Origin of the sequence: Sphingomonas sp. NPDC092440 (genome assembly GCF_044754985.1) — a bacterium.
Taxonomy (GTDB): Bacteria; Pseudomonadota; Alphaproteobacteria; order Sphingomonadales; family Sphingomonadaceae; genus Sphingomonas.
On the sequence record NZ_JBIVQA010000005.1, the window covers coordinates 126,665 to 145,241 of the forward strand.

Annotated in this window: 19 protein-coding genes; 10 read left to right on the forward strand and 9 right to left on the reverse strand. The window is 69.4% G+C overall.

Annotated elements, in window-relative coordinates; translation table 11 throughout:
- Window positions 1-124 precede the first annotated feature (124 nt).
- From ACIQCS_RS10260 to ACIQCS_RS10275, 4 genes are read left to right on the forward strand one after another with little or no spacing between them, the layout of a single operon-like run.
- Window positions 125-1,600: an efflux transporter outer membrane subunit gene (locus tag ACIQCS_RS10260; protein ID WP_345849917.1), complete on the forward strand. Its 1,476-nt coding sequence runs from the start codon at window positions 125-127 to the stop codon at window positions 1,598-1,600.
- Window positions 1,590-3,029 (forward strand): efflux RND transporter periplasmic adaptor subunit, encoded by a 1,440-nt coding sequence (locus tag ACIQCS_RS10265; protein WP_345849918.1) that lies wholly within the window; start codon window positions 1,590-1,592, stop codon window positions 3,027-3,029. Before ACIQCS_RS10260 ends, ACIQCS_RS10265 begins: the two co-directional genes overlap by 11 nt.
- Window positions 2,935-3,741 (forward strand): ABC transporter ATP-binding protein, encoded by an 807-nt coding sequence (locus tag ACIQCS_RS10270; RefSeq protein ID WP_345849919.1) that lies wholly within the window; start codon window positions 2,935-2,937, stop codon window positions 3,739-3,741. Before ACIQCS_RS10265 ends, ACIQCS_RS10270 begins: the two co-directional genes overlap by 95 nt.
- Complete coding sequence (locus tag ACIQCS_RS10275) at window positions 3,741-4,949, forward strand: ABC transporter permease (protein WP_345849920.1); 1,209 nt, start codon at window positions 3,741-3,743, stop codon at window positions 4,947-4,949. The genes ACIQCS_RS10270 and ACIQCS_RS10275 overlap by 1 nt, the downstream gene beginning before the upstream one ends.
- Here ACIQCS_RS10275 and ACIQCS_RS10280 read toward each other — a convergent pair.
- A complete protein-coding gene (locus ACIQCS_RS10280; protein WP_345849921.1) occupies window positions 4,918-5,565 on the reverse strand; it encodes a nucleotidyltransferase family protein in 648 nt (215 codons plus the stop codon). The genes ACIQCS_RS10275 and ACIQCS_RS10280 overlap by 32 nt on opposite strands.
- Entirely contained in the window at window positions 5,552-6,463 is a 912-nt protein-coding gene (locus ACIQCS_RS10285) for an XdhC family protein (RefSeq protein ID WP_345849922.1), read from the reverse strand. Before ACIQCS_RS10285 ends, ACIQCS_RS10280 begins: the two co-directional genes overlap by 14 nt.
- A 93-nt stretch (window positions 6,464-6,556) precedes the next feature.
- Here ACIQCS_RS10285 and ACIQCS_RS10290 point away from each other — a divergent pair, with 93 nt between their 5' ends.
- Both ACIQCS_RS10290 and ACIQCS_RS10295 read left to right on the forward strand, forming a co-directional pair.
- The gene (locus ACIQCS_RS10290) at window positions 6,557-7,603 is read left to right on the forward strand and encodes a glycerophosphodiester phosphodiesterase (protein WP_345852051.1); all 1,047 of its coding nucleotides are present in this window, start codon (window positions 6,557-6,559) and stop codon (window positions 7,601-7,603) included.
- 9 nt (window positions 7,604-7,612) lie between these two features.
- Complete coding sequence (locus ACIQCS_RS10295) at window positions 7,613-7,909, forward strand: hypothetical protein (RefSeq protein WP_345849923.1); 297 nt, start codon at window positions 7,613-7,615, stop codon at window positions 7,907-7,909.
- Here the strand turns inward: ACIQCS_RS10295 and ACIQCS_RS10300 are convergent.
- The gene (locus ACIQCS_RS10300) at window positions 7,903-8,220 is read right to left on the reverse strand and encodes an antibiotic biosynthesis monooxygenase (RefSeq protein WP_345849924.1); all 318 of its coding nucleotides are present in this window, start codon (window positions 8,218-8,220) and stop codon (window positions 7,903-7,905) included. The genes ACIQCS_RS10295 and ACIQCS_RS10300 overlap by 7 nt on opposite strands.
- Entirely contained in the window at window positions 8,217-8,537 is a 321-nt protein-coding gene (locus ACIQCS_RS10305; RefSeq protein ID WP_345849925.1) for an NIPSNAP family protein, read from the reverse strand. The genes ACIQCS_RS10300 and ACIQCS_RS10305 overlap by 4 nt, the downstream gene beginning before the upstream one ends.
- Before the next feature lie 96 nt (window positions 8,538-8,633).
- Between ACIQCS_RS10305 and ACIQCS_RS10310 the strand changes: the two genes are divergently transcribed.
- Window positions 8,634-9,311: a winged helix-turn-helix domain-containing protein gene (locus ACIQCS_RS10310; RefSeq protein ID WP_345849926.1), complete on the forward strand. Its 678-nt coding sequence runs from the start codon at window positions 8,634-8,636 to the stop codon at window positions 9,309-9,311.
- Between the two features lie 79 nt (window positions 9,312-9,390).
- On the opposite strand, the gene ACIQCS_RS10315 is transcribed toward ACIQCS_RS10310, so the two are convergent.
- On the reverse strand, window positions 9,391-11,082 hold the full coding sequence (locus tag ACIQCS_RS10315) for an acyl-CoA dehydrogenase (RefSeq protein WP_345849927.1): 1,692 nt from the start codon (window positions 11,080-11,082) through the stop codon (window positions 9,391-9,393).
- On the opposite strand from ACIQCS_RS10315, the gene ACIQCS_RS10320 reads away from it, so the two are divergent.
- On the forward strand, window positions 11,075-12,043 hold the full coding sequence (locus tag ACIQCS_RS10320) for an L-threonylcarbamoyladenylate synthase (RefSeq protein ID WP_401530756.1): 969 nt from the start codon (window positions 11,075-11,077) through the stop codon (window positions 12,041-12,043). The genes ACIQCS_RS10315 and ACIQCS_RS10320 overlap by 8 nt on opposite strands.
- Before the next feature lie 274 nt (window positions 12,044-12,317).
- Here ACIQCS_RS10320 and ACIQCS_RS10325 read toward each other — a convergent pair whose 3' ends face one another.
- Window positions 12,318-12,974: an HAD-IA family hydrolase gene (locus ACIQCS_RS10325; RefSeq protein ID WP_345849929.1), complete on the reverse strand. Its 657-nt coding sequence runs from the start codon at window positions 12,972-12,974 to the stop codon at window positions 12,318-12,320.
- A gap of 138 nt (window positions 12,975-13,112) precedes the next feature.
- On the opposite strand from ACIQCS_RS10325, the gene aqpZ reads away from it, so the two are divergent.
- Entirely contained in the window at window positions 13,113-13,844 is a 732-nt protein-coding gene (aqpZ, locus tag ACIQCS_RS10330) for an aquaporin Z (RefSeq protein WP_280278070.1), read from the forward strand.
- Between the two features lie 44 nt (window positions 13,845-13,888).
- On the opposite strand, the gene msrA is transcribed toward aqpZ, so the two are convergent.
- Window positions 13,889-14,434, reverse strand: a complete 546-nt coding sequence (msrA, locus tag ACIQCS_RS10335; RefSeq protein WP_345849930.1) for a peptide-methionine (S)-S-oxide reductase MsrA — start codon at window positions 14,432-14,434, stop codon at window positions 13,889-13,891.
- 65 nt (window positions 14,435-14,499) lie between these two features.
- Between msrA and galE the strand changes: the two genes are divergently transcribed.
- Window positions 14,500-15,498, forward strand: a complete 999-nt coding sequence (gene galE / locus ACIQCS_RS10340) for a UDP-glucose 4-epimerase GalE (RefSeq protein WP_345849931.1) — start codon at window positions 14,500-14,502, stop codon at window positions 15,496-15,498.
- Here galE and ACIQCS_RS10345 read toward each other — a convergent pair.
- Both ACIQCS_RS10345 and ACIQCS_RS10350 read right to left on the reverse strand, forming a co-directional pair.
- The gene (locus tag ACIQCS_RS10345) at window positions 15,495-16,193 is read right to left on the reverse strand and encodes a phosphatase PAP2 family protein (protein ID WP_401530761.1); all 699 of its coding nucleotides are present in this window, start codon (window positions 16,191-16,193) and stop codon (window positions 15,495-15,497) included. The two genes, galE and ACIQCS_RS10345, sit on opposite strands and share 4 nt — an antisense overlap.
- A gap of 157 nt (window positions 16,194-16,350) precedes the next feature.
- Complete coding sequence (locus tag ACIQCS_RS10350) at window positions 16,351-18,465, reverse strand: TonB-dependent receptor domain-containing protein (RefSeq protein WP_345849933.1); 2,115 nt, start codon at window positions 18,463-18,465, stop codon at window positions 16,351-16,353.
- Window positions 18,466-18,577 lie beyond the last annotated feature (112 nt).

Below are 18,577 nucleotides of genomic sequence, written 5' to 3' on the forward strand. Positions count from 1 at the left end.
TGCCCAAGCGCGGGCGCCGCGCCAAGCGCAGAATATGTTTCCGCGCATGATCCGGCATGAACCACGACAGACTGCGACAATATTCTTCTGGAACCGAAACGGCTTTGGAAACATCTAGAGTGCCATGGCCAATCGTCCGCTGACCCCGAGCATCGCGCTTGCCCTGTCGCTGTCCGCCTGCGCGGCGGGCCCGGACTATCATCCGCGCGCCGCGAGCGAGCTGGGCGTGCCGGACGGCTGGTCCGTCTCCGCCGAGCAGAAGGCGCGGGAAGACCTGAGCCAGTGGTGGACCCGGTTCGACGATCCGATGCTGACCGGCCTGGTGCAGCGCGCCCAGGCGGCGAATCTCGACGTGGCTCAGGCGGTCGTGCGGCTCCGCCAGGCGCGCGAGTCGCTGGTCCAGCAGCGCGCGAATCTGCTCCCGAGCCTCAGCGTCTCCGGCGGCGTGTCGCGCAGCGAGCCGCTGCGCGGCGGCTCCAGCACCACGACATTGCCCGACGGCACGGTGACGAGCTTCTCGCAGGGCGGCGCGACCAGCTTCTCGCTCGGCGCCGATGCGAATTATCAGGTCGACCTGTTCGGCGGGGTGCGCCGCGGGGTGGAAGGCGCGCGGGCGTCCTATGCGGCGAGCGGCTATGATCTTGCGACGGTGCTGATCTCCGCGGAGGCCGAGACGGCGCGCAACTATGTGCTTGCGCGCGTAGCCCAGGCGCAGATCGCCAATGCGCGCGACAGCCTGGGCATCGCGGACGACAATCTCCAGATCGCCGGATGGCGCCTGCAGGCCGGCCTGGTCTCGTCGCTCGACCAGGAGCAGGCGCGGGCGAGCCGGGCGCAGCTTGCCGCGTCGATCCCGACGCTCGAGGCGAGCTACAACAGCTATGTCTCACGCCTGGGCGTGCTGACCGGGCAGGCGCCGAGCGCGCTCAAGGCCGAGATGGAGGCGGTGAAGCCGATCCCTACCGGTCCCGCCAGCGTTGCCGCCGGCATTCCCGCCGACACGCTGCGCCAGCGGCCGGACGTGCGGGCCGCCGAGCGCAACCTCGCCGCCGCCACCGCGAACATCGGCGTCGCCGCCGCGCAGCTCTATCCCCAGCTCTCGATCGGCGGCAGCATCGATGCGGGCAGCACCGCGCTCTCGTCGATCTTCGACGTGATCACCGGCCGGCTCTTCGCCAACATCGCCCAGACGCTCTTCGACGGCGGCCGCCGCGCCAGCCAGGTCCGCGCGTCCGAAGCCGCCGCGGACGGCGCGTTCCTCACCTACAAGTCGACCGTGCTGACCAGCCTCGAGGATATCGAGAATGCGATCGTCGCGCTGCAGACGGCGCAGCGCCGCCAGCAGGAATTCGCGGTCGCGCTGGAAGCGTCGAGCAATCAGGCGCTGCTCGCCCGCATGCAATATCGCTCGGGCCTCACCGATTTCACCACGCTCAACCAGGCCGAATCCGCGCTGATCTCCGCGCGCAACGGCGTCGTGTCGGCGCGGTCGGATGCGGCGACGGCGCTGATCCAGCTCTACCAGGCGCTGGGCGGCGGCTGGGACCCGAGCACCACTCCCACCGTTCCCACGACAGGCGGCACCGCGAATGGCAACTGATCCCAACCAGAATCTCGACGCCTTTCTGGGCACGCCCCCGCGCCCCTGGTGGCGGCGCTGGCTCAAATGGGGCCTGGTCGGCATCGTCGTGCTGCTGGCGCTGCTGCTCCTGTGGCACTTCTTCGGCAGCAGCAGCGAAGTCAAATATGCGACGGACGATGTCGCGCGCGGCAACCTGACCGTCACCGTCTCCGCCACCGGCAAGCTGGCGCCGACCAACCAGGTGACCGTGGGCTCGCAGCTGTCGGGCCAGGTCATCAAGGTGCTGGCCGACGTCAACGACCGGGTCACCGCCGGCCAGCCGCTGGCGCTGATCGATCCGTCGCAGATCGACGATCAGGTGAAGCAGGCCGAGGCGACGCTCGCGGCGAACATCGCCGCGGTGGGCCAGGCGCGGGCGACGCTGGAGCAGAGCAACGCCACGCTGGCGCGCTTCCAGGAAGTCAGCCGGCTCTCGGGCGGCAAGGTGCCCGCCAAGACCGAGATGGACGGCGCGATCGGCGACCGCAATCGCGCGCTGGCCAATCTGAACGCGGCCAATGCCAATGTGACCTCGGCCCGCGCCCAGCTGTCCTCGGCCCGGATCCAGCGCACGCGGGCGATCATCCGCTCGCCCGTGACCGGCGTGATCCTGGCGCGCCAGATCGATCCCGGCCAGACGGTCGCCGCCTCGTTCAACACGCCGACGCTGTTCGTGATCGCGCAGGACCTGTCGCGGATGAAGCTGGAGGTGGCGATCGACGAGGCCGATGTGGGCCAGGTGCGCGAGGGGCAGGACGCGACCTTCACCGTCGACGCCTTTCCGGGCAAGACCTTCCCGGCGAAGATCACGCGGGTCGAGGTGGGCTCCAACCTGTCGGTGCAGGACGCAAGTTCCTCGTCCTCGTCCTCGACTTCGAGCACCACCGCGAACCAGGTGGTTTCCTATGCCGCCGATCTGTCGGTCGCCAATGCGGACGAGCAGCTGCGCCCCGGCATGACCGCGACGGCGGACATCGTGACGATGTCGCGCCAGAACGTGCTGCTCGTGCCCAATGCGGCATTGCGCTTCACGCCGGCCGCGGCCGCCCAGGGCGCGGCCGGCAGCAGCGCGAAGGGCGGCATCGCCGGGGCGCTGGTCCCCAGCCGCCCGCGGCGCGGCGGTGGCGGCAGCGGGCAGCAGCAGAAGACGGCGACCGGCGATCGCGCCGGCGAGCGGAGCGTCTACATCCTGGGTGCCGACGGCAAGCCGCAGGAAGTGCCGGTCACGACCGGCAGCACCGACGGCACCGTGACCGAGGTCACCGGGGGCAATCTGAAGCCCGGCGACAAGGTGATCACCGGCCAGCTCGCCGATGGCAGCTCGGGCCAGCGCCGCTCCGGCGGGCAGCGGCGGCAGGGCGGCGGCCAGGGCGGCGGCGGTGGCGGAGGCCAGCGTGGCGGACAGTGACGCGCCGCTGATCCGCTTGCGCGGCGTCACCAAGAGCTATGGCGAGGGGGCGACGCAGTTCCAGGCGCTGAAGGGTATCGACCTCGACATCCAGGCCGGCGATTTCGTCGCGGTGATGGGCCCGTCGGGCTCGGGCAAGTCGACGACGATGAACATCCTGGGCTGCCTCGATATGCCTTCCAGCGGCACGTTCCTGTTCAAGGGCGTGCATGTCGAGAAGCTCGAGCGCGACCAGCGCGCGCTGCTGCGGCGCAAATATCTCGGCTTCGTCTTCCAGGGCTTCAACCTGCTCGCCCGCACCAGCGCGCTCGAGAATGTCGAGCTGCCGCTGCTCTATCGCGGCGACGCCAAGCGGCAGCGCCGCGAGACGGCGATGGCGGCTCTCGACAAGGTCGGGCTCAAGGAGTGGTGGGACCATACCCCCGCCGAGCTCTCCGGCGGCCAGCAGCAGCGCGTCGCCATCGCGCGGGCGATCGTCACCAGCCCCGACGTGCTGCTTGCCGACGAGCCCACCGGCAATCTCGATTCGGAGCGCTCGGTGGAGATCATGGAGCTGCTCACCGATCTCAACAGGACGAGCGGCATCACCGTGCTGATGGTCACGCACGAGCCGGACATGGCGGCATTCGCGCACACCATCGTCCATTTCAAGGACGGGCTGGTCGAGCGGGTCGAGGACCAGCATCGCCAGGGCGAGGCGGTGGGGCACTGATGTTCGGCACCACCTTCATCCTCGCGATCCGATCGATCCTGCGCCACAAGCTGCGCTCGTTCCTGACGACGCTCGGCATCATCATCGGCGTCGCCGCGGTCGTCACCATGGTGACGCTGGGCAAGGCGACCACGGCGGCGGTGCAGCAGCAGATCTCGGCGCTCGGCACCAACATCCTCCAGATCCGTCCGGGCCAGGGCTTCGGCCGCGGCGGCGGCGGCCCGCGCCCGCCCGACTTCAAGGCGGACGACGTCACCGCGATCCGCGACCAGGTCGCCGGCGTCACCGCGGTCGCTCCCCAGGCGCAGACCACCGCGACCGTGATCTACAACGGCGCCAACTGGTCGACGACGGTCAACGGCACCACCAGCGCCTATTTCCAGGTCCAGCCCTGGCCGCTGGTCGAGGGCCGCTACTGGACCCGGCCCGAGGAGCAGGCCGGCAAGGCAGTGTGCATCATCGGCACCACGATCCGGACCAACCTGTTCCGCGGCGGCAGCGCCGTGGGCGATCGAATCCGGGTCAACGGCATCTCGTGCGACGTGATCGGCGTGCTCCAGACGCGTGGGCAGGCCGGGTTCGGCGGCGACCAGGACGATGTGATCATCATGCCGATCAAGCAGGTGCAGCGCCGCTTCACCGGCAATCCCGACGTGCGCCTGATGCTGGTCGGCACCGATCCCGATTACGACAGCGCCCAGGTCCAGTCCTCGATCACCGACCTGCTGCGCGAGCGCCGCAACATCACCGGCGGCAAGGACGTCGACTTCAACATCTTCGACACCGCCCAGATCAGCCAGGCATTGACCAGCACCACCACGCTGCTCACCCAGATCGTCGCGGCGGTGGCGATGATCAGCCTTATCGTGGGCGGGATCGGCATCATGAACATCATGCTGGTCTCCGTGACCGAGCGGACGCGCGAGATCGGCATCCGCCTGGCCATCGGCGCGGTGGCGAGCGAGGTGCTGATGCAGTTCCTGGTCGAGGCGGTGGTGCTGTCGATGCTGGGCGGCGTCATCGGCCTGCTGATCGCCCAGCTCGCGGTCGCGCTGATGGCGTGGCTGGGCTCGCTGCCCTTCCTGTTCGACGTGCAGATCAATGTGATCGCGTTTGCGATCTCGGCGATCATCGGCGTGGTGTTCGGCTATTTCCCGGCGCGCCGCGCGGCCAGCCTCAATCCGATCGACGCGCTTCGTCACGAGTGACGCGCGCGGGCGGCTGCTCGGGCAGGCCGTCGGTACGCAGGCCGTAGCGCTCGCGCAGGGCGCGCAGGTCTTCCTGCGTGTCGATATCGACCAGCTCGGCGGGCGGGGCGATGACGTGGTGGCCGCGCCGGATCAGGTCGCGCGCGCCGTGATCGCCCTCCAGCTGCATCAGCATGGGGAACATGTCCCTGCCGAACAGGGCGGGCGGCATGGGCTGCACGCCGTCCGAGGAGGCGACGATCGTCGCCGGGCCGTCGGCAGCGTCCATCAGCCGGTGGACATGGGCGGCGGTGACGCGCGGCATGTCGGCAAGCGCGACGAGCACCGCCTCGCAGCCCAGCTCCTGCGCGCGCGCCACCCCGAAGCCGAGCGAGCGTGCCTGGCCAAGCGCGGGATCGGGGTTCTCGACCACGTCATAGCCCAGGGCGGCGAAGTCGAGCGTGGTGGCGGACACCACGGCGATCCGCGCCTGGAAGGGCACGCGCTCCAACGCCGTCACCACATGATAGGCGAGCGGCTTGTCCAGAAATGTCTCGGCGAGCTTGTCGCCGTCGTTGAAGCGGCGGGAGCGGCCGGCGGCGAGCAGGATAAGCGCGGTCTGTTCAGGTGTGAGCATGGAAGGTCTTCACCATGGCTGCGGCGATGGAAAGGGCGATCTCGGCGGGGCCGATCGCCCCGATGGCCAGGCCGGCCGGCCCCTGGATCCGGTCGAGATCGGCGGTCCCGACCCCGGCGGCGGCGAGCCGTTCGAGGCGCGCGGCGTGGCTCCTGCGCGAGCCCAGCGCGGCGACATAGCCGGTCGGGAAACCGAGCGCCGCGACCAGCGCCGCGTCGTCGATCTTCGGATCGTGGCTCAGCGTCACCACCGCCGTCGCCGGATCGGGGCGGAGAGCTGTCACGGCTTCGTCTGGCCAGCGGTCGTCGAGCATCACGCCGGGAAAACGCTCGGGCGTCAGAAATCTCCCGCGCGGATCGATGACATGGGTGCGGATGCCGATCTCGCGGGCAAGGCCGGCCAGCGACTGGGCGATCTGCACGGCTCCGACGATCAGTAGCCGGCGCGGCGGATCGTAGCGGTTGCGGAAGCCGCCGGCGCCCTTCATCGACCGGCCGGTGGCAAGGTCGGTGCCGACATCGAACGGCACGCCGTCCGCCCGCGCCGCGTCGATCGCATCGAAGAGCGCGGGCGGGAAACCCTCCGCCGAAACCGGCTGGACCAGCACCGCGATCTCGCCGCCACAGGGCAGGCCCACTTCCCAGGCGGCCGGATCGGCGACGCCATATTGCTTCACCACCGCGGGCGCGCCGGCGATCACCTCGGCGGCGGTCTGGAGGATGTCGGCCTCCACGCAGCCGCCCGAGACCGAGCCTTCGAACCGCCCGTCGCGGTGGACGAGCATATGGCTTCCGGGCGGCCGGGGCGCCGATCCCCAGGTCGAGACGACGGTGGCCAGCGCCAGCCGTTCGCCTTTCCAGGCGCGCGCCGCCGCGAGCACGCTGTCGTTATCCGCCATATCGCCTCGCAACCGTCACATCCCGAGCCTAGGCCAATTTCGTAGCGAAGGGAGAGTTTCGTGACGAGATCGTTGATTGCGGCGCTGATGCTGATGGTGCCGGGCGCCGCCTTGGGGCAGGATCACGCGATGCATGGGAAAGCGGACAAGGTCATCGTCATCGCGCATCGCGGCGCTTCGGGCGAGCGCCCCGAGCACACGTTGCTCTCCTATCAGCGCGCGATCGAGCAGGGCGCCGATTTCATCGAGCCCGATCTGGTGCCGACCAAGGACGGCGTGCTCGTCGCCCGGCACGAGAACAACATCGCCGATACGACCGACGTGGCGGACCATCCCGAGTTCGCCGCGCGCAGGACGACCAAGACGATCGACGGCGAGAAGCTCACCGGCTGGTTCACCGAGGATTTCACGCTCGCCGAACTGAAGACGCTGCGTGCCAAGGAGCGGCTGCCCAAGCTCCGCCCGGGCAACACGAAATATGACGGCCAGGCCGCGATCCCGACGCTCGACGACGTGATCGCCCTTGCCAAGCGGGCTTCGAAGGAGACGGGGCGGACGATCGGCATCTATCCCGAGACGAAGCATCCGACCTATTTCGCCTCGATCGGCCTGCCGCTGGAGCAGCGGCTGGTCGACAAGCTCAAGGCGGCGGGCTGGGACCGGGCCGACGCGCCGGTCTTCATCCAGTCGTTCGAGGTGGATAATCTCAAGAAGCTGAAGACGATGACGCAGGTGCGGCTGATCCAGCTGATGGCGGGAAGCGGCGGCCCGGCGGACGGCGCGCAGCCCAGCTACAAGGCGATGGCCACGCCGGCGGGGCTGAAGGCAGTGGCCGCCTATGCCTATGGCATCGGCCCGGAGCGGACGATGATCCAGCCGGCATCCGGCCCGGCCACCACTTTGGTCGCCGATGCGCATGCCGCGGGGCTCAGGCTCCATCCGTGGACGTTTCGGGCGGAGAACTTCTTCCTCCTGCCGGACTACCGCTCCGGCGCAAATCCGATGGACCATGGTCGACTGAAGGACGAGATCCTGTACTTCATCGGGCTGGGCGTGGACGGTTTCTTCACCGATTTCCCGCATGTCGGTGTCGAGGCGCGGGATGCGGCGGCCGGGTCGCACGCGCGGACGGGGGGATAGAGGATTTACATGCGCAAGCTTCTGGTTCCGATCTGCGCGATGCTGCCGCTGCTTGGTGGCGGCTGCATCGCCAAGACCGTGGTCGATGTCGCCACCCTGCCGGTGAAGGCGGGTGCCAAGGCCGCCGACTGGGCGACGACCAGCCAGGACGAGGCCGATCGCAACTATGGCCGCAAGATGCGCGAGCAGGAAGCGCGCGAGGGCAAGGAACTGCGCAAGCTCTGCAAGAAGCATCCCGACGATGCGCGTTGCGCGCGCGGCGACAATGGCTTCCGTGCCGATCCGGGCGGCAATCGCTATCACTGACCGGCATGGTCGTGCATGCCATGGCCGCGCACGACCGTCGCGATGCTGATCCGATAGTCGCGGAAGATTCCCGCACGACCTTCGGCCTGTGCCGCGCGGTGCGGGCCGAAGTCGCGCCAGGCCGCGATCGCGGCTTCGTCGCGCCACCAGGAAAGCGACAGCAGCTTGCCCGGCTCGGCCAGGCTCGCGAACCGCTCGATCCCGAGGAAGCCGTCGACCGCCGCCAGCTCCGGGCCGAGCGAGGCGGCGAGATCGAGATAGCGATCGCCCCGGCCCTCTGCCGGCCAGGCTTCGAACAGCACCGCGATCATGGCCGCACCGGCGCCGGGGAAAGGCGGCGAAGGAAGATCCTGTCCTCGCGCCGGATGAACCGCTCGCGCGCGGCGAAATCATAGTTGGCGCGGCCGGCGGGATCGTCGCGGAGGCGGGCGCGATAGGCTTCATAGGCGGCGAGCGAATCGATATCGTAGACGCCGTAGGCAGTCGTCGCCGAGCCCTCGGCGGGCCCGAAATAGCCGATCAGGCCGGCGCCGCAGCGCGGGATCGCCTCGCCCCAGGCACGGGCATATTCGGCAAAGGCCTCTGCCCCGAAGGGCTCGATCTCGTAGCGGATGAAGCAGGTCAGCATCGGATTTCTCCTCCGCCGCCTTTCTGCCGCCCGGCCGCAGGCGATGCTTCGGCCGGCGCCGTAGCATTGCCCGCCCCGCACGGGCATGATGCGTGGATGCAGCGCATTTCCGCCTTTGCCGAGACCGCCGCGCTGATGGGCGATCCCGCGCGCGCCAACATGCTGTTCGCGCTGATGGACGGCCGCGCGCTCACCGCGGGCGAGCTGGCGCGCTTCGCCGGCGTGACGCCGCAGACTGCGAGCGGTCATCTCGCCCGGCTCGCCGAAGCGGGAATGGTCGCGCCCGCCGCGCAGGGGCGCCACCGCTATTTCCGCCTCGCTTCGCCCGGGGTGGCGCAGATGGTCGAAAGCGTGATGAGCGTCGCCGAGGAACTGTCGCGCCGCCCGCTTCCGGTCACCGGACCCCGCGACGCCGGGCTTCGGCGCGCGCGGACCTGCTATGATCACCTCGCGGGCGAACTCGCCGTCGCGATCGCCGGGCGTATGGCCGAGCGCGGCCAGCTGGTGCTCGGCCATGACGGCGCGGCACTCACCGAAGCCGGCGTGGCGTTGCTCGGCGAGCTTGGCGTGGCGGAGGCGGCGCTCGACGCCCCGTGCCGCGCCTGCCTCGACTGGAGCGAGCGCCGCCCGCATCTCGCCGGCGCGCCCGCCACGGCGCTCTACCGCCATTTCGTCGCGCGCAGCTGGGTGCGGCCCCGCCAGGGTACCCGCGCGCTCGAAGTCACGCGGGCGGGGGAGGCGGCATTGGCGCGCTGGTTCGGCATTGCATTGTAAATCCAGCCAATTCGGCGCCAATAGCCGGCGAGTTGTCCGCGCGCTTCCGCTATGATCCCGCACTCTAAAGGGGGAAGCTCTACGCGGCGAAGCCCTCGGCATCGACCGCGTAGAGCATTTCCGCCCTGGCCATGGCCGCGGGCTTGAGCCCCATCGCCTCGGGCACGATCTGGGAGACATAGAAGCGCGCCGCGGCCTGCTTCATCTTCAGGAACGCCGGATCGCCCTCGCTACGGGCGGCGGCGCGGCCGCTCGCTTCCATCAGCCAGCCGCACACCGCGGTGGAGAGCATCGTGAGGAACGGATAGCTGGCTGCCAGCCGGTCATCCATCTCGCTTCCCAGCAGGTTGCGGGCGACTTCCTCGCACGCGTCGATCAGGTTGAGCAGCCCGGTATCCTCGGCATCCTCGCGCATCTGCCCGATCAGGCCGAGCAGCGTGCCGCCATTGTCCATGGCGAGCTTGCGTCCCACCAGGTCGGCGGCCTGGATGCCGTTGGTGCCTTCGTAGATGGGCGTGATGCGGGCGTCGCGGAAATGCTGGGCGGCGCCAGTCTCCTCGATATAGCCCATGCCGCCATGGACCTGGACGCCGAGGCTGGCGACTTCGTTGCCGAGATCGGTGCCATGCGCCTTGGCGAGCGGGGTGAGCAGCTCGACGCGCTTCTCCGCCGCCGCATCGCCGGCCCGGGCCCGATCGAGCTGGCCGAAGGCGTAATAGACCAGGGCCCGCGCCGCCTGGGTCTGCGCCTTCATGCGCAGCAGCATGCGGCGGACATCGGGATGCTCGACGATCGCGACCTGTTCGCCGCCACGATAGCCCTGCACCCGCTCGCGGGCATAGGCGACGGCGCGCTGGGTGGCGCGCTCGGCCACCTGCACGCCCTGCAGGCCGACGTTCAGCCGGGCATTGTTCATCATCGTGAACATCGCCCGGATGCCGCCCAGCTCGGGGCCGACCAGCTCCCCGATGCAATCGTCATGATCGCCGAAGCTCAGCACGCAGGTGGGCGAGGCGTGGAGGCCCATCTTGTGCTCGATCGAGACGGTGCGCACATCGTTGAATTCGCCCGGCGTGCCGTCTTCGTTCAGCCGGTATTTCGGCACCAGGAACAGCGAGATGCCCCGGGTTCCCGCCGGCGCCCCCGGCGTGCGGGCCAGCACGAGGTGGGCGATGTTGTCGGCCATGTCGTGGTCGCCGAACGAGATGAAGATCTTGGTACCCTTGATCCGCCACTTGCCGTCCCCGGCAGGTTCCGCCCGGGTCTTGAGCGCGCCGACGTCCGAGCCCGCCTGCGGCTCGGTCAGGTTCATCGTGCCGGTCCAGGCGCCGGTGGAGAGATGCGGGAGATAGGCCGCCTGCTGCGCGGGCGTGCCGTGATGCATCAGCGCCTCCACCGCGCCCACGGTGAGGATCGGCGCCAGCGCGAAGCCCATGTTCGCCGTGCCGAGCGTCTCCAGCACCGCGATCGACAGGCTCACCGGCAGCCCCTGGCCGCCATGCTCCACCGGCGAGCCGATCGTGCCCCAGCCGCCCTCCACATAAGCCCGGTACGCATCCGCGAACCCGGCCGGCATCTTCACGCCATCCGGCGTCCATCGCGGTCCGTCGGTATCGCCCAGCCGCTCCAGCGGCGCCCACTCGCCCGCCGCGAACGCGCCGGCGCCCTCCAGCACCGCATCGGTCATTTCGGCCGCTTCCTCGCTGATCTCGGCCAGGCGGACGATGGTCTCGAGCACGAAGCGCTGATCGGCGGTGGCGGGGATGAACATAGAGCCTCTCTTGTGGTCTGGTTTCGCGCCGTATAGCTCGCCCGAAGTGAGCCCGACAAATCCGCGCATCTTACCCTACGGCACGGCCGCCATCGCCGAGGCTGCCGCGCTGATTCGCGCCGGTGCATGCGTCGCGGTGCCGACCGAGACGGTCTATGGCCTCGCCGCCGACGCCACCGATTCGCGCGCGGTCGCGGGGATCTACGCGGCCAAGGGGCGGCCGAGCTTCAATCCGCTGATCGTCCATGTGCCGGATCTCGCCACTGCCGAGCGGATCGCGGTTTTCGACGCCCGGGCGCGCGACCTCGCCATGCGCTTCTGGCCGGGGCCGCTGACCCTGGTGTTGCCCGTGCGCCCGGATGCGGGCATCGCGTCGCTGGTCACGGCCGGGCTCGACACGATCGCGATCCGGGTGCCACGCCACCGGGCGATGCAGGCCTTGCTGGCGGCGAGCGGCAAGCCGCTGGCGGCGCCTTCGGCCAATGCCAGCGGCACGATCAGCCCGACTCGCGCAGCGCATGTCGCCAGGAGCCTCGCGGGCCGGATCCCGCTGGTGATCGACGACGGCGCGACCCCGGCGGGCGTGGAATCGACCATCGTGATGGGCGAACGGATATTGCGCCCCGGCCCGCTCGGTGCCGAGGAGCTCGGGCTCGCGATCGCTGCGCCGGATGGCAAGATCACGGCGCCCGGCCAGCTCGACAGCCATTATGCCCCCTCCAAGCCGGTGCGGCTGAACGCCACCGATGCGAAGGACGGCGAGTATCTCATCGGCTTCGGCACGGTTGCCGGGGCCGAGACCTTGTCCGCCGCCGGCGATCTTGCCGAAGCCGCGGCGAACCTGTTCGACGCGCTGCATCGTGCCGATGCGAGCGCCGCGCCCGCCATCGCGGTGGCGCCGATCCCCGCATCCGGGATCGGCGTGGCGATCAATGACCGGCTGCGCCGCGCCGCGCACTAGCTCCGGCATCCGGCCGATTCGGGGCCGGCGCGCCGCGCGGAAGTTTACGAAACATACGCTACGGGGGGCCTGTTTTCTCCACCCGCACCTTGGACGGCGACGGGTCCGACAGGAGTGGGAGAGGAAGCCGGTACGCATCCGCCAGCATCGAGCAGGCGAAGCCCTACATTGCAAGGATTGCGCGAAGCGCCGGGTTGGGGATCCAGACGAGCTTTCGAAACCATGCCGTCATCCCCGCGAAGGCGGGGATGACGATGGAGGATATGCGGCCCGGCTAGCCGGCGACCAGCCTCAGCCAGCCCCGCGCGTCGGTCTCGATGTCGAGGCCCCGATAGTCGACCCGCATCGGATGCGGGGTGTCGAGCGGGCCGTGATGCGTCTCGGTGATCACGATCGCGGCGGCACCGGCCGCGTCGGCGGCGGCGAGGCCGGCCGGGCTGTCCTCCCACACCAGGCAGTCGCCGATGGCAACGCCGAGCCGATCGGCCGCCGCAAGGAAGCAATCGGGCGCCGGCTTGCCGTGCGCCACGTCCTCGGCGGCGATCACCACTTCGGGCAGGGCCACCCCCGCCGCCGCCAGCCGGCGCAGCGCCAGCGCGCGCGGCGCGGAAGTGACCAGCGCCCAGCGATCAGCGGGCAGGCGGGAGAGGAACGCCGCCGCGCCACCGATCTCGACCAGGCCATCGATATCGTCGATCTCGGCCTGGGTAAGCGCTTCCGTCTCCGCCTCGGCATCCACGCCGGCGGGCGCGAAACGGCGGATCGTCTCGATCGCGCGGACGCCGTGCAGGGCGGCCATCAGCGGATCGGCCGCGATGCCGTGCCGCGCCGCCCAGGCGCGCCACACCCGGTCGACCACGGCCATGCTGTTCACGAGCGTGCCGTCCATGTCGAACAGGAAGGCGGCGAAGCTGCGATCGGGAAGCGTCATCGCCCTTCCCTCACCACAGCCGCCGCCGCGTCGCAACCGCGATCCGCCGCGCTTTGCATTCCCGCCGCCGAAGACCTACAAATCTGCGCAGGTCTGGGGGTTTGGGAGAGAGACCGGACACAGCAGGAGGGCAATATCATGAGCAATGTGCAACGCGGGCTCGCCGAACTGATCGGCACGTTCTGGCTCGTTTTCGGCGGATGCGGCAGCGCCGTGCTCGCCGCTGCGTTCCCCGATGTCGGCATCGGGCTGGCGGGCGTCAGCCTCGCCTTCGGCCTCACGGTGCTCACCATGGCCTATTCGATCGGCCATATCTCGGGCTGCCACCTCAATCCGGCGGTCACCTTCGGCCTGTGGGCCGGCGGCCGCTTTCCGGCGAAGGACATTCCGCTCTACGTGATCGCGCAGGTGATCGGCGCGGTGATCGGCGCGGGGCTGCTCTGGTACATCGCCAGCGGCGGGCCGGGCTTTGCCGGCGGCCTAGCCTCAAACGGCTTCGGCGCGCATTCGCCGGGCCATTTCTCCTTCGAATCGGGCATGGCGATCGAAGTCGTGCTGACCTTCATGTTCCTGATGGTGATCATGGGATCGACCGACAGCCGCGCCCCCGCCGGCTTCGCGCCGATCGCGATCGGGCTGGCGCTGACGCTGATCCACCTGATCTCGATCCCCGTCACCAACACCTCGGTCAATCCGGCGCGTTCGACCGGCCCCGCGCTGCTCGAAGGCGGCATCGCGCTCCAGCAGCTGGTCTGGTTCTGGATCGCTCCGATCGTCGGCGGGCTGCTCGGCGGCTTCGTCTACAAGGCGCTCGGCGCCGAAGCGGGCAAGCGCCCGCCGATCGAAGGCGAGGCGCTGCCGGCGGAGTGAACTGAAAATCCTCCCCCGGTGAAGCCGGGGGAGGATCCTTCGGGTCAGGCCGGCGTGCCTTCCTTGCTCCGGGCGGCGAAGCTCTTGCGGAGCTTGCGCAGCTTGGGCGGGATCACGGCCAGGCAATAGGGATTGCGCTGGCCGTCGCCCTGCCAATATTCCTGGTGATAGTCCTCGGCCGGCCACCATTGGCCGAGCGGCTCGATCGCAGTGACGATCGGCTCGGGCCAGTCCGGGCGGGCCCGGTCGATCGCGTCCAGCGCCTCGCGTTCCTGCTCGGCCGAATGCGGGAAGATCGCCGAGCGATACTGGGTGCCGATATCATTGCCCTGGCGGTTCAGCTGGGTCGGGTCGTGCGTCGCCAGGAAGATGTCGAGGATCTCGCCATAGCTGATCTGGTCGGTGTCGAAGCCCACCCGGATCGCTTCCGCGTGCCCGGTCTCGCCCGAGCAGACTTGCTTGTAGGTCGGGTTCTCCCGGGTCCCCCCGATATAGCCGCTTTCGACCGACTGGACGCCGATCACGTCGTTGAACACGGCCTCGGTGCACCAGAAACAGCCTCCGGCCAATGTTGCGGTCTCGATGGTCATCGCGAACTCCTTGCTATCGGCGCAAAGATAGGATTGAGCGCGCCAAGAGCAATGCGGAGTTGGACATGCGCGAAGGCACGGTGCTGGTCACGGGCGGGGCAGGCTATATCGGCAGCCATGCCGTGCTGGCGCTGCTCGATGCGGGCTGGAAGGTCGTGGTGGTCGACAATCTCGTCACCGGCTTCGACTGGGCGGTCGATCCGCGCGCGGCGCTGGTGGTGGCGGGCATCGAGGACGACGCGGCGGTCCGCGCCGCGATCCGCGCGCACGGCGTGACCGCGATCATGCACTTCGCCGGATCGGTGGTGGTGCCCGAGAGCGTGACCGACCCGCTCAAATATTATCGCAACAACACCGCGGCCAGCCGCGCGCTGATCGAAAGCGCGGTGGCCGAAGGAGTGAGGCACTTCATCTTCTCCTCCACCGCCGCGACCTATGGCATCCCCGAAGTGGTGCCGGTGCGCGAGGACAGCCCGAAGCAGCCGATCAACCCGTACGGCATGTCCAAGCTGATGACCGAGATCATGCTGAAGGACGTCGCCGCCGCGCATCCGATCAACTATGCGGCGCTGCGCTATTTCAACGTCGCGGGGGCCGATCCGCGGGGCCGCTCCGGCCAGTCGACCGCGGGGGCGACGCACCTGATCAAGGTCGCGGTCGAGGCGGCGACGGGCAAGCGCGGCCATGTCTCGGTCTTCGGCACCGATTTCGACACGCCCGACGGCACCGGCGTGCGCGACTATATCCATGTCAGCGACCTGGCCGCCGCGCATGTCGACGCGCTCGACCTGCTGATCGCGCGGCCGGGCGAGAGCCATATCCTGAACGCCGGCTATGGCCGCGGCTTCTCGGTGCTGCAGGTCCTCGACGCGGTCGACCGAGTGACGAACCTGACGATCGAGCGCCGGCTGGAGGGGCGTCGCGCGGGCGATCCCGATGCGCTGGTCGCGGACAATGGCGCGATCCTGGCGGCGCTGCCGTGGCGGCCGCGGCACGACGATCTCGAAGGCATCGTCAAGGATGCGCTCGCCTGGGAGCGCAAGCTGGCCGAGCGCGGGGCCTAGGCGCCGCCGGGCCCGGCGCGGGCGAGCAGCGCCAGCTCGATCCGCCACCACAGCATCGCCCAGACGCCGCCGAACGCCCAGCCGGCGGCGACGTCGCTTGGCCAGTGCACGCCCAGATAGACGCGGCTGACGCCCACCGAGAAAGTGAGCACCAGCGCGACGACGAGCACGAAGGCGCGGATGCGGCGATCGGGCAATACCGGGAAGAGCAGGGTGGCGAGCGTGAGATAGACGATCGCGCTCAGCGCGGCATGGCCGCTGGGGAAGCTCTTGGAGGTTTCCTCCATCAGCCGGCCGACCAGGTCGGGCCGCGAGCGGCTGACCAGCGCCTTGATCATCTCCACGGCGAGCGAGCCGAGCGTCGTCGCGCCGATGAGGAGCAGCGCGGTGCGCAGCCGGCCGGCGAGCCACAGGAAGATCGTGGCGACCAGCACGAGGAAGCTCAGCACCGTGGTGCTGCCCAGCGCGGTGACGTCGCGCACCGCCGAGGGAAGCCAGGCCGGACCGATCGGATGCGCGCCGTCGCGCATCGCCAGCATGATCGCGCGGTCCATCGCCGCGCCGTCGCCCTCGACCAGCTCGTGCCCGAACCAGATCAGCGCGAGCAGGAACAGCGCGAAACCCGCCACGGCGAGGATCGGCCAGGGCAGGCGGCGGGAGGCGGGCGGGGCTTCGGGGGCGGGGTGCATCGGCATTGGATCGCGTAACGAGAGGCGCGATGCAATGCTCCGGCCCAACCTCAATTCCGTCATCCCCGCGCAGGCGGGGATCCAGGGTAACAGAGCAATGCCCTTCGCGACTCTGGCTCCCCGCCTGCGCGGGGATGACGATTATGAGTAGATGGGCGCCGGACTAGATCTGGATGCGCGCGGTCACGCGGATGTCGCGGCCGGGCAGCGGCGCATAGTCCTTCAGCACGCTCGCGGCCCGCCGGGCCTCGACGTTGAAGATGTTGTTCGCCGATAGCTGCAGGCTGGTGTTCGAGCCGGCGCCCCAGGGCTTCCAAGAAATCGAGGCGTTGACGAAGGTGAAGCCGTCGGTCGGCGTCTCGAAGGCCGAGATGCGCGTCTGGTCGAACACATGCTCGACTTCGCCGCGAAGCGTGAAGCGGTCCGAAGTCGCCTCGAGCCCGCCATTGACGCGAAGCGGCGGGATGCGCGGCGCCGGGCCGGTGCCGACGATCTCGGCATGGACATAATCGGCCAGCGCGGTGGCGTTGATCGTGAAGGCCTTCACCGTCGCGATGCGGAACGAGCCCTCGGCCTCGAACCCGTAATAGCGGGCATTCGCCTGATTGTACTGGAACACCGGCAGGTCGTCCCGCGTCGCGCCGGTCGGCGTGTCGTAGATATAGCCGGTGAACCAGTTGTAATAGGCCGCGGTCGAGAAGGCGAAGCCGTCGCCCGAGCCCTTGAAGGTCGCCTCGACGCCCCAGCTCTTCTCGCTGCCGAAGTTCGGGTTGCCGATCTCGAACGCCTGGGTGCCGGCATGCGGGCCGTTGGCGAACAGCTCTTCCGGCGTCGGCGCCCGCTCGGCGCGCGAGACGTTGATGCCGAAGCGCATGCCCTTGGCCACCGCATAGCTGGCGCCGAGCGACGCGGAGAAGCTGTCGAAGCTGCGATTATAGGCCGGGTTGCCGAGATCGGCATCGGCCTGGGCATCGACGATATTATGCTCGAAGCGCGCCGCGGCCTCGGCCTTGAACGCGCCCATGTCGAGCGACTGGAGCGTGAACAGGCCGAATTGCTGCGCCGAATTCTTGGGCAGGAACTTCTCGTCGCCCACCACATGCATGTCGCGCAGCGAGAACTGGCCGCCGACCATGCCTTCCCAGCCGCCGCGCGCGGCCTGGACCAGCTCGAGCCGGCCCTCATAGCCCTGATTGTAGAAGGTGGTGCCGACGGCGCCGTCTTCCGCGATCTCCGAATGCTTGTAGTCGGCCGCGGCCAGGCGGGTGCGGATCTGCTTGAAGATGCCGCCGCCGGTATCGACTTCGCCGCGGATGTCGACGCGGGTCTGCTGCGCATGGAGACGCACCTGCTCGGCCTCGATCGACGGATCCAGCGAATAGCGGACGGGCACGCCGTAGAAGGTGTCGAAATGGCTTACCGAGAAGCCGAGATTGTTGTTGCCGTCGATGATCGCGGCGCCGCCGGCGACGTCCCAGGTCTTGGCGGCGGTGTTGGGCACTCTGCCCTTGAGGTCGGCCAGGTCCTGGATCGCGGGATCGGCGCTCGCCGCCGCCTGGGCCCGGAGCGCGGGCGACAGGACATAGCCGCCGGTGCGCTGGTCGCCGGTCTGGGTGAAGCTGCCATCGGCGTGGAGGACGATCTTGCTCGTCACCGGCACGTCCGCCGCGCCCGAGGCCGAGCGCTCGTCGGCGGCGCTGCCATAGCTGGCGATGCCGTCGAAATGGATGGCCTCCTGGGGCATGTGGCGCGGGATGCGGCTGTCGATGACGTTGACCACGCCGCCGATCGCCGAGGGGCCGAAGATCAGCGCGGTCGGCCCGCGCAGCACTTCGATGCGATCGGCGGTGAGCGGGTTGATGATCGGCGCGTGATCGGCCGAGGTGTTCGACACATCGATGCTGCCGATGCCGTCGGTGAGCAGCGGCGCGCGGGCGCCGATGAAGCCGCGCAGCACCGGGCGCGAGGCATTGGGGCCGAAGGACGAGGCCGAGACGCCCGGCTGCTGGGCCAGGGTCTCGCCGATCGTCGGGCGCAGGTCGCGCGTGAGCTCTTCCTTGGCGAGGACGGTGGTGCCGCCCAGCACATCGGCGGTGTTGCGGGCGCGCGTGCCGGTGACGACGATCTGGGCGCCCGGCTGGTCATGGTCCTGCGGGGCCGCCGCCGGGCTGCCGCCGTCGTTCGCCGGCGCGGCGGCGACCATGCCGTCCGCAGCCGTCTGGGCATAAGCGGGCAGGGCGAGCAGGGCAGCGGAACCAAGCAGCAGCGGACGCAACATCGACGAATCTTCCCCGAACCATGAAACTTGCTGCATCGCGGTAATCGCGATGATATAAGGTATCAAGTTCTTTTGTCCCGCTTCCGGACCGACTGGGCGTCACCGGGGCCTG

Excerpts from the sequence above, each read along its gene's own strand:
- galE (WP_345849931.1), top strand. The coding sequence starts at position 14,500 with ATGCGCGAAGGCACGGTGCTGGTCACGGGCGGGGCAGGCTATATCGGC.
- msrA (WP_345849930.1), bottom strand. The coding sequence starts at position 14,434 with ATGACCATCGAGACCGCAACATTGGCCGGAGGCTGTTTCTGGTGCACC.
- aqpZ (WP_280278070.1), top strand. The coding sequence starts at position 13,113 with ATGAGCAATGTGCAACGCGGGCTCGCCGAACTGATCGGCACGTTCTGG.
- ACIQCS_RS10305 (WP_345849925.1), bottom strand. The coding sequence starts at position 8,537 with ATGCTGACCTGCTTCATCCGCTACGAGATCGAGCCCTTCGGGGCAGAG.
- ACIQCS_RS10295 (WP_345849923.1), top strand. The coding sequence starts at position 7,613 with ATGCGCAAGCTTCTGGTTCCGATCTGCGCGATGCTGCCGCTGCTTGGT.
- ACIQCS_RS10275 (WP_345849920.1), top strand. The coding sequence starts at position 3,741 with ATGTTCGGCACCACCTTCATCCTCGCGATCCGATCGATCCTGCGCCAC.
- ACIQCS_RS10285 (WP_345849922.1), bottom strand. The coding sequence starts at position 6,463 with ATGGCGGATAACGACAGCGTGCTCGCGGCGGCGCGCGCCTGGAAAGGC.
- ACIQCS_RS10260 (WP_345849917.1), top strand. The coding sequence starts at position 125 with ATGGCCAATCGTCCGCTGACCCCGAGCATCGCGCTTGCCCTGTCGCTG.
- ACIQCS_RS10315 (WP_345849927.1), bottom strand. The coding sequence starts at position 11,082 with ATGTTCATCCCCGCCACCGCCGATCAGCGCTTCGTGCTCGAGACCATC.
- ACIQCS_RS10320 (WP_401530756.1), top strand. The coding sequence starts at position 11,075 with ATGAACATAGAGCCTCTCTTGTGGTCTGGTTTCGCGCCGTATAGCTCG.
- ACIQCS_RS10325 (WP_345849929.1), bottom strand. The coding sequence starts at position 12,974 with ATGACGCTTCCCGATCGCAGCTTCGCCGCCTTCCTGTTCGACATGGAC.
- ACIQCS_RS10345 (WP_401530761.1), bottom strand. The coding sequence starts at position 16,193 with ATGCCGATGCACCCCGCCCCCGAAGCCCCGCCCGCCTCCCGCCGCCTG.
- ACIQCS_RS10280 (WP_345849921.1), bottom strand. The coding sequence starts at position 5,565 with ATGCTCACACCTGAACAGACCGCGCTTATCCTGCTCGCCGCCGGCCGC.
- ACIQCS_RS10300 (WP_345849924.1), bottom strand. The coding sequence starts at position 8,220 with ATGATCGCGGTGCTGTTCGAAGCCTGGCCGGCAGAGGGCCGGGGCGAT.
- ACIQCS_RS10310 (WP_345849926.1), top strand. The coding sequence starts at position 8,634 with ATGCAGCGCATTTCCGCCTTTGCCGAGACCGCCGCGCTGATGGGCGAT.
- ACIQCS_RS10270 (WP_345849919.1), top strand. The coding sequence starts at position 2,935 with ATGGCAGCTCGGGCCAGCGCCGCTCCGGCGGGCAGCGGCGGCAGGGCG.
- ACIQCS_RS10350 (WP_345849933.1), bottom strand. The coding sequence starts at position 18,465 with ATGTTGCGTCCGCTGCTGCTTGGTTCCGCTGCCCTGCTCGCCCTGCCC.
- ACIQCS_RS10290 (WP_345852051.1), top strand. The coding sequence starts at position 6,557 with ATGGTGCCGGGCGCCGCCTTGGGGCAGGATCACGCGATGCATGGGAAA.
- ACIQCS_RS10265 (WP_345849918.1), top strand. The coding sequence starts at position 1,590 with ATGGCAACTGATCCCAACCAGAATCTCGACGCCTTTCTGGGCACGCCC.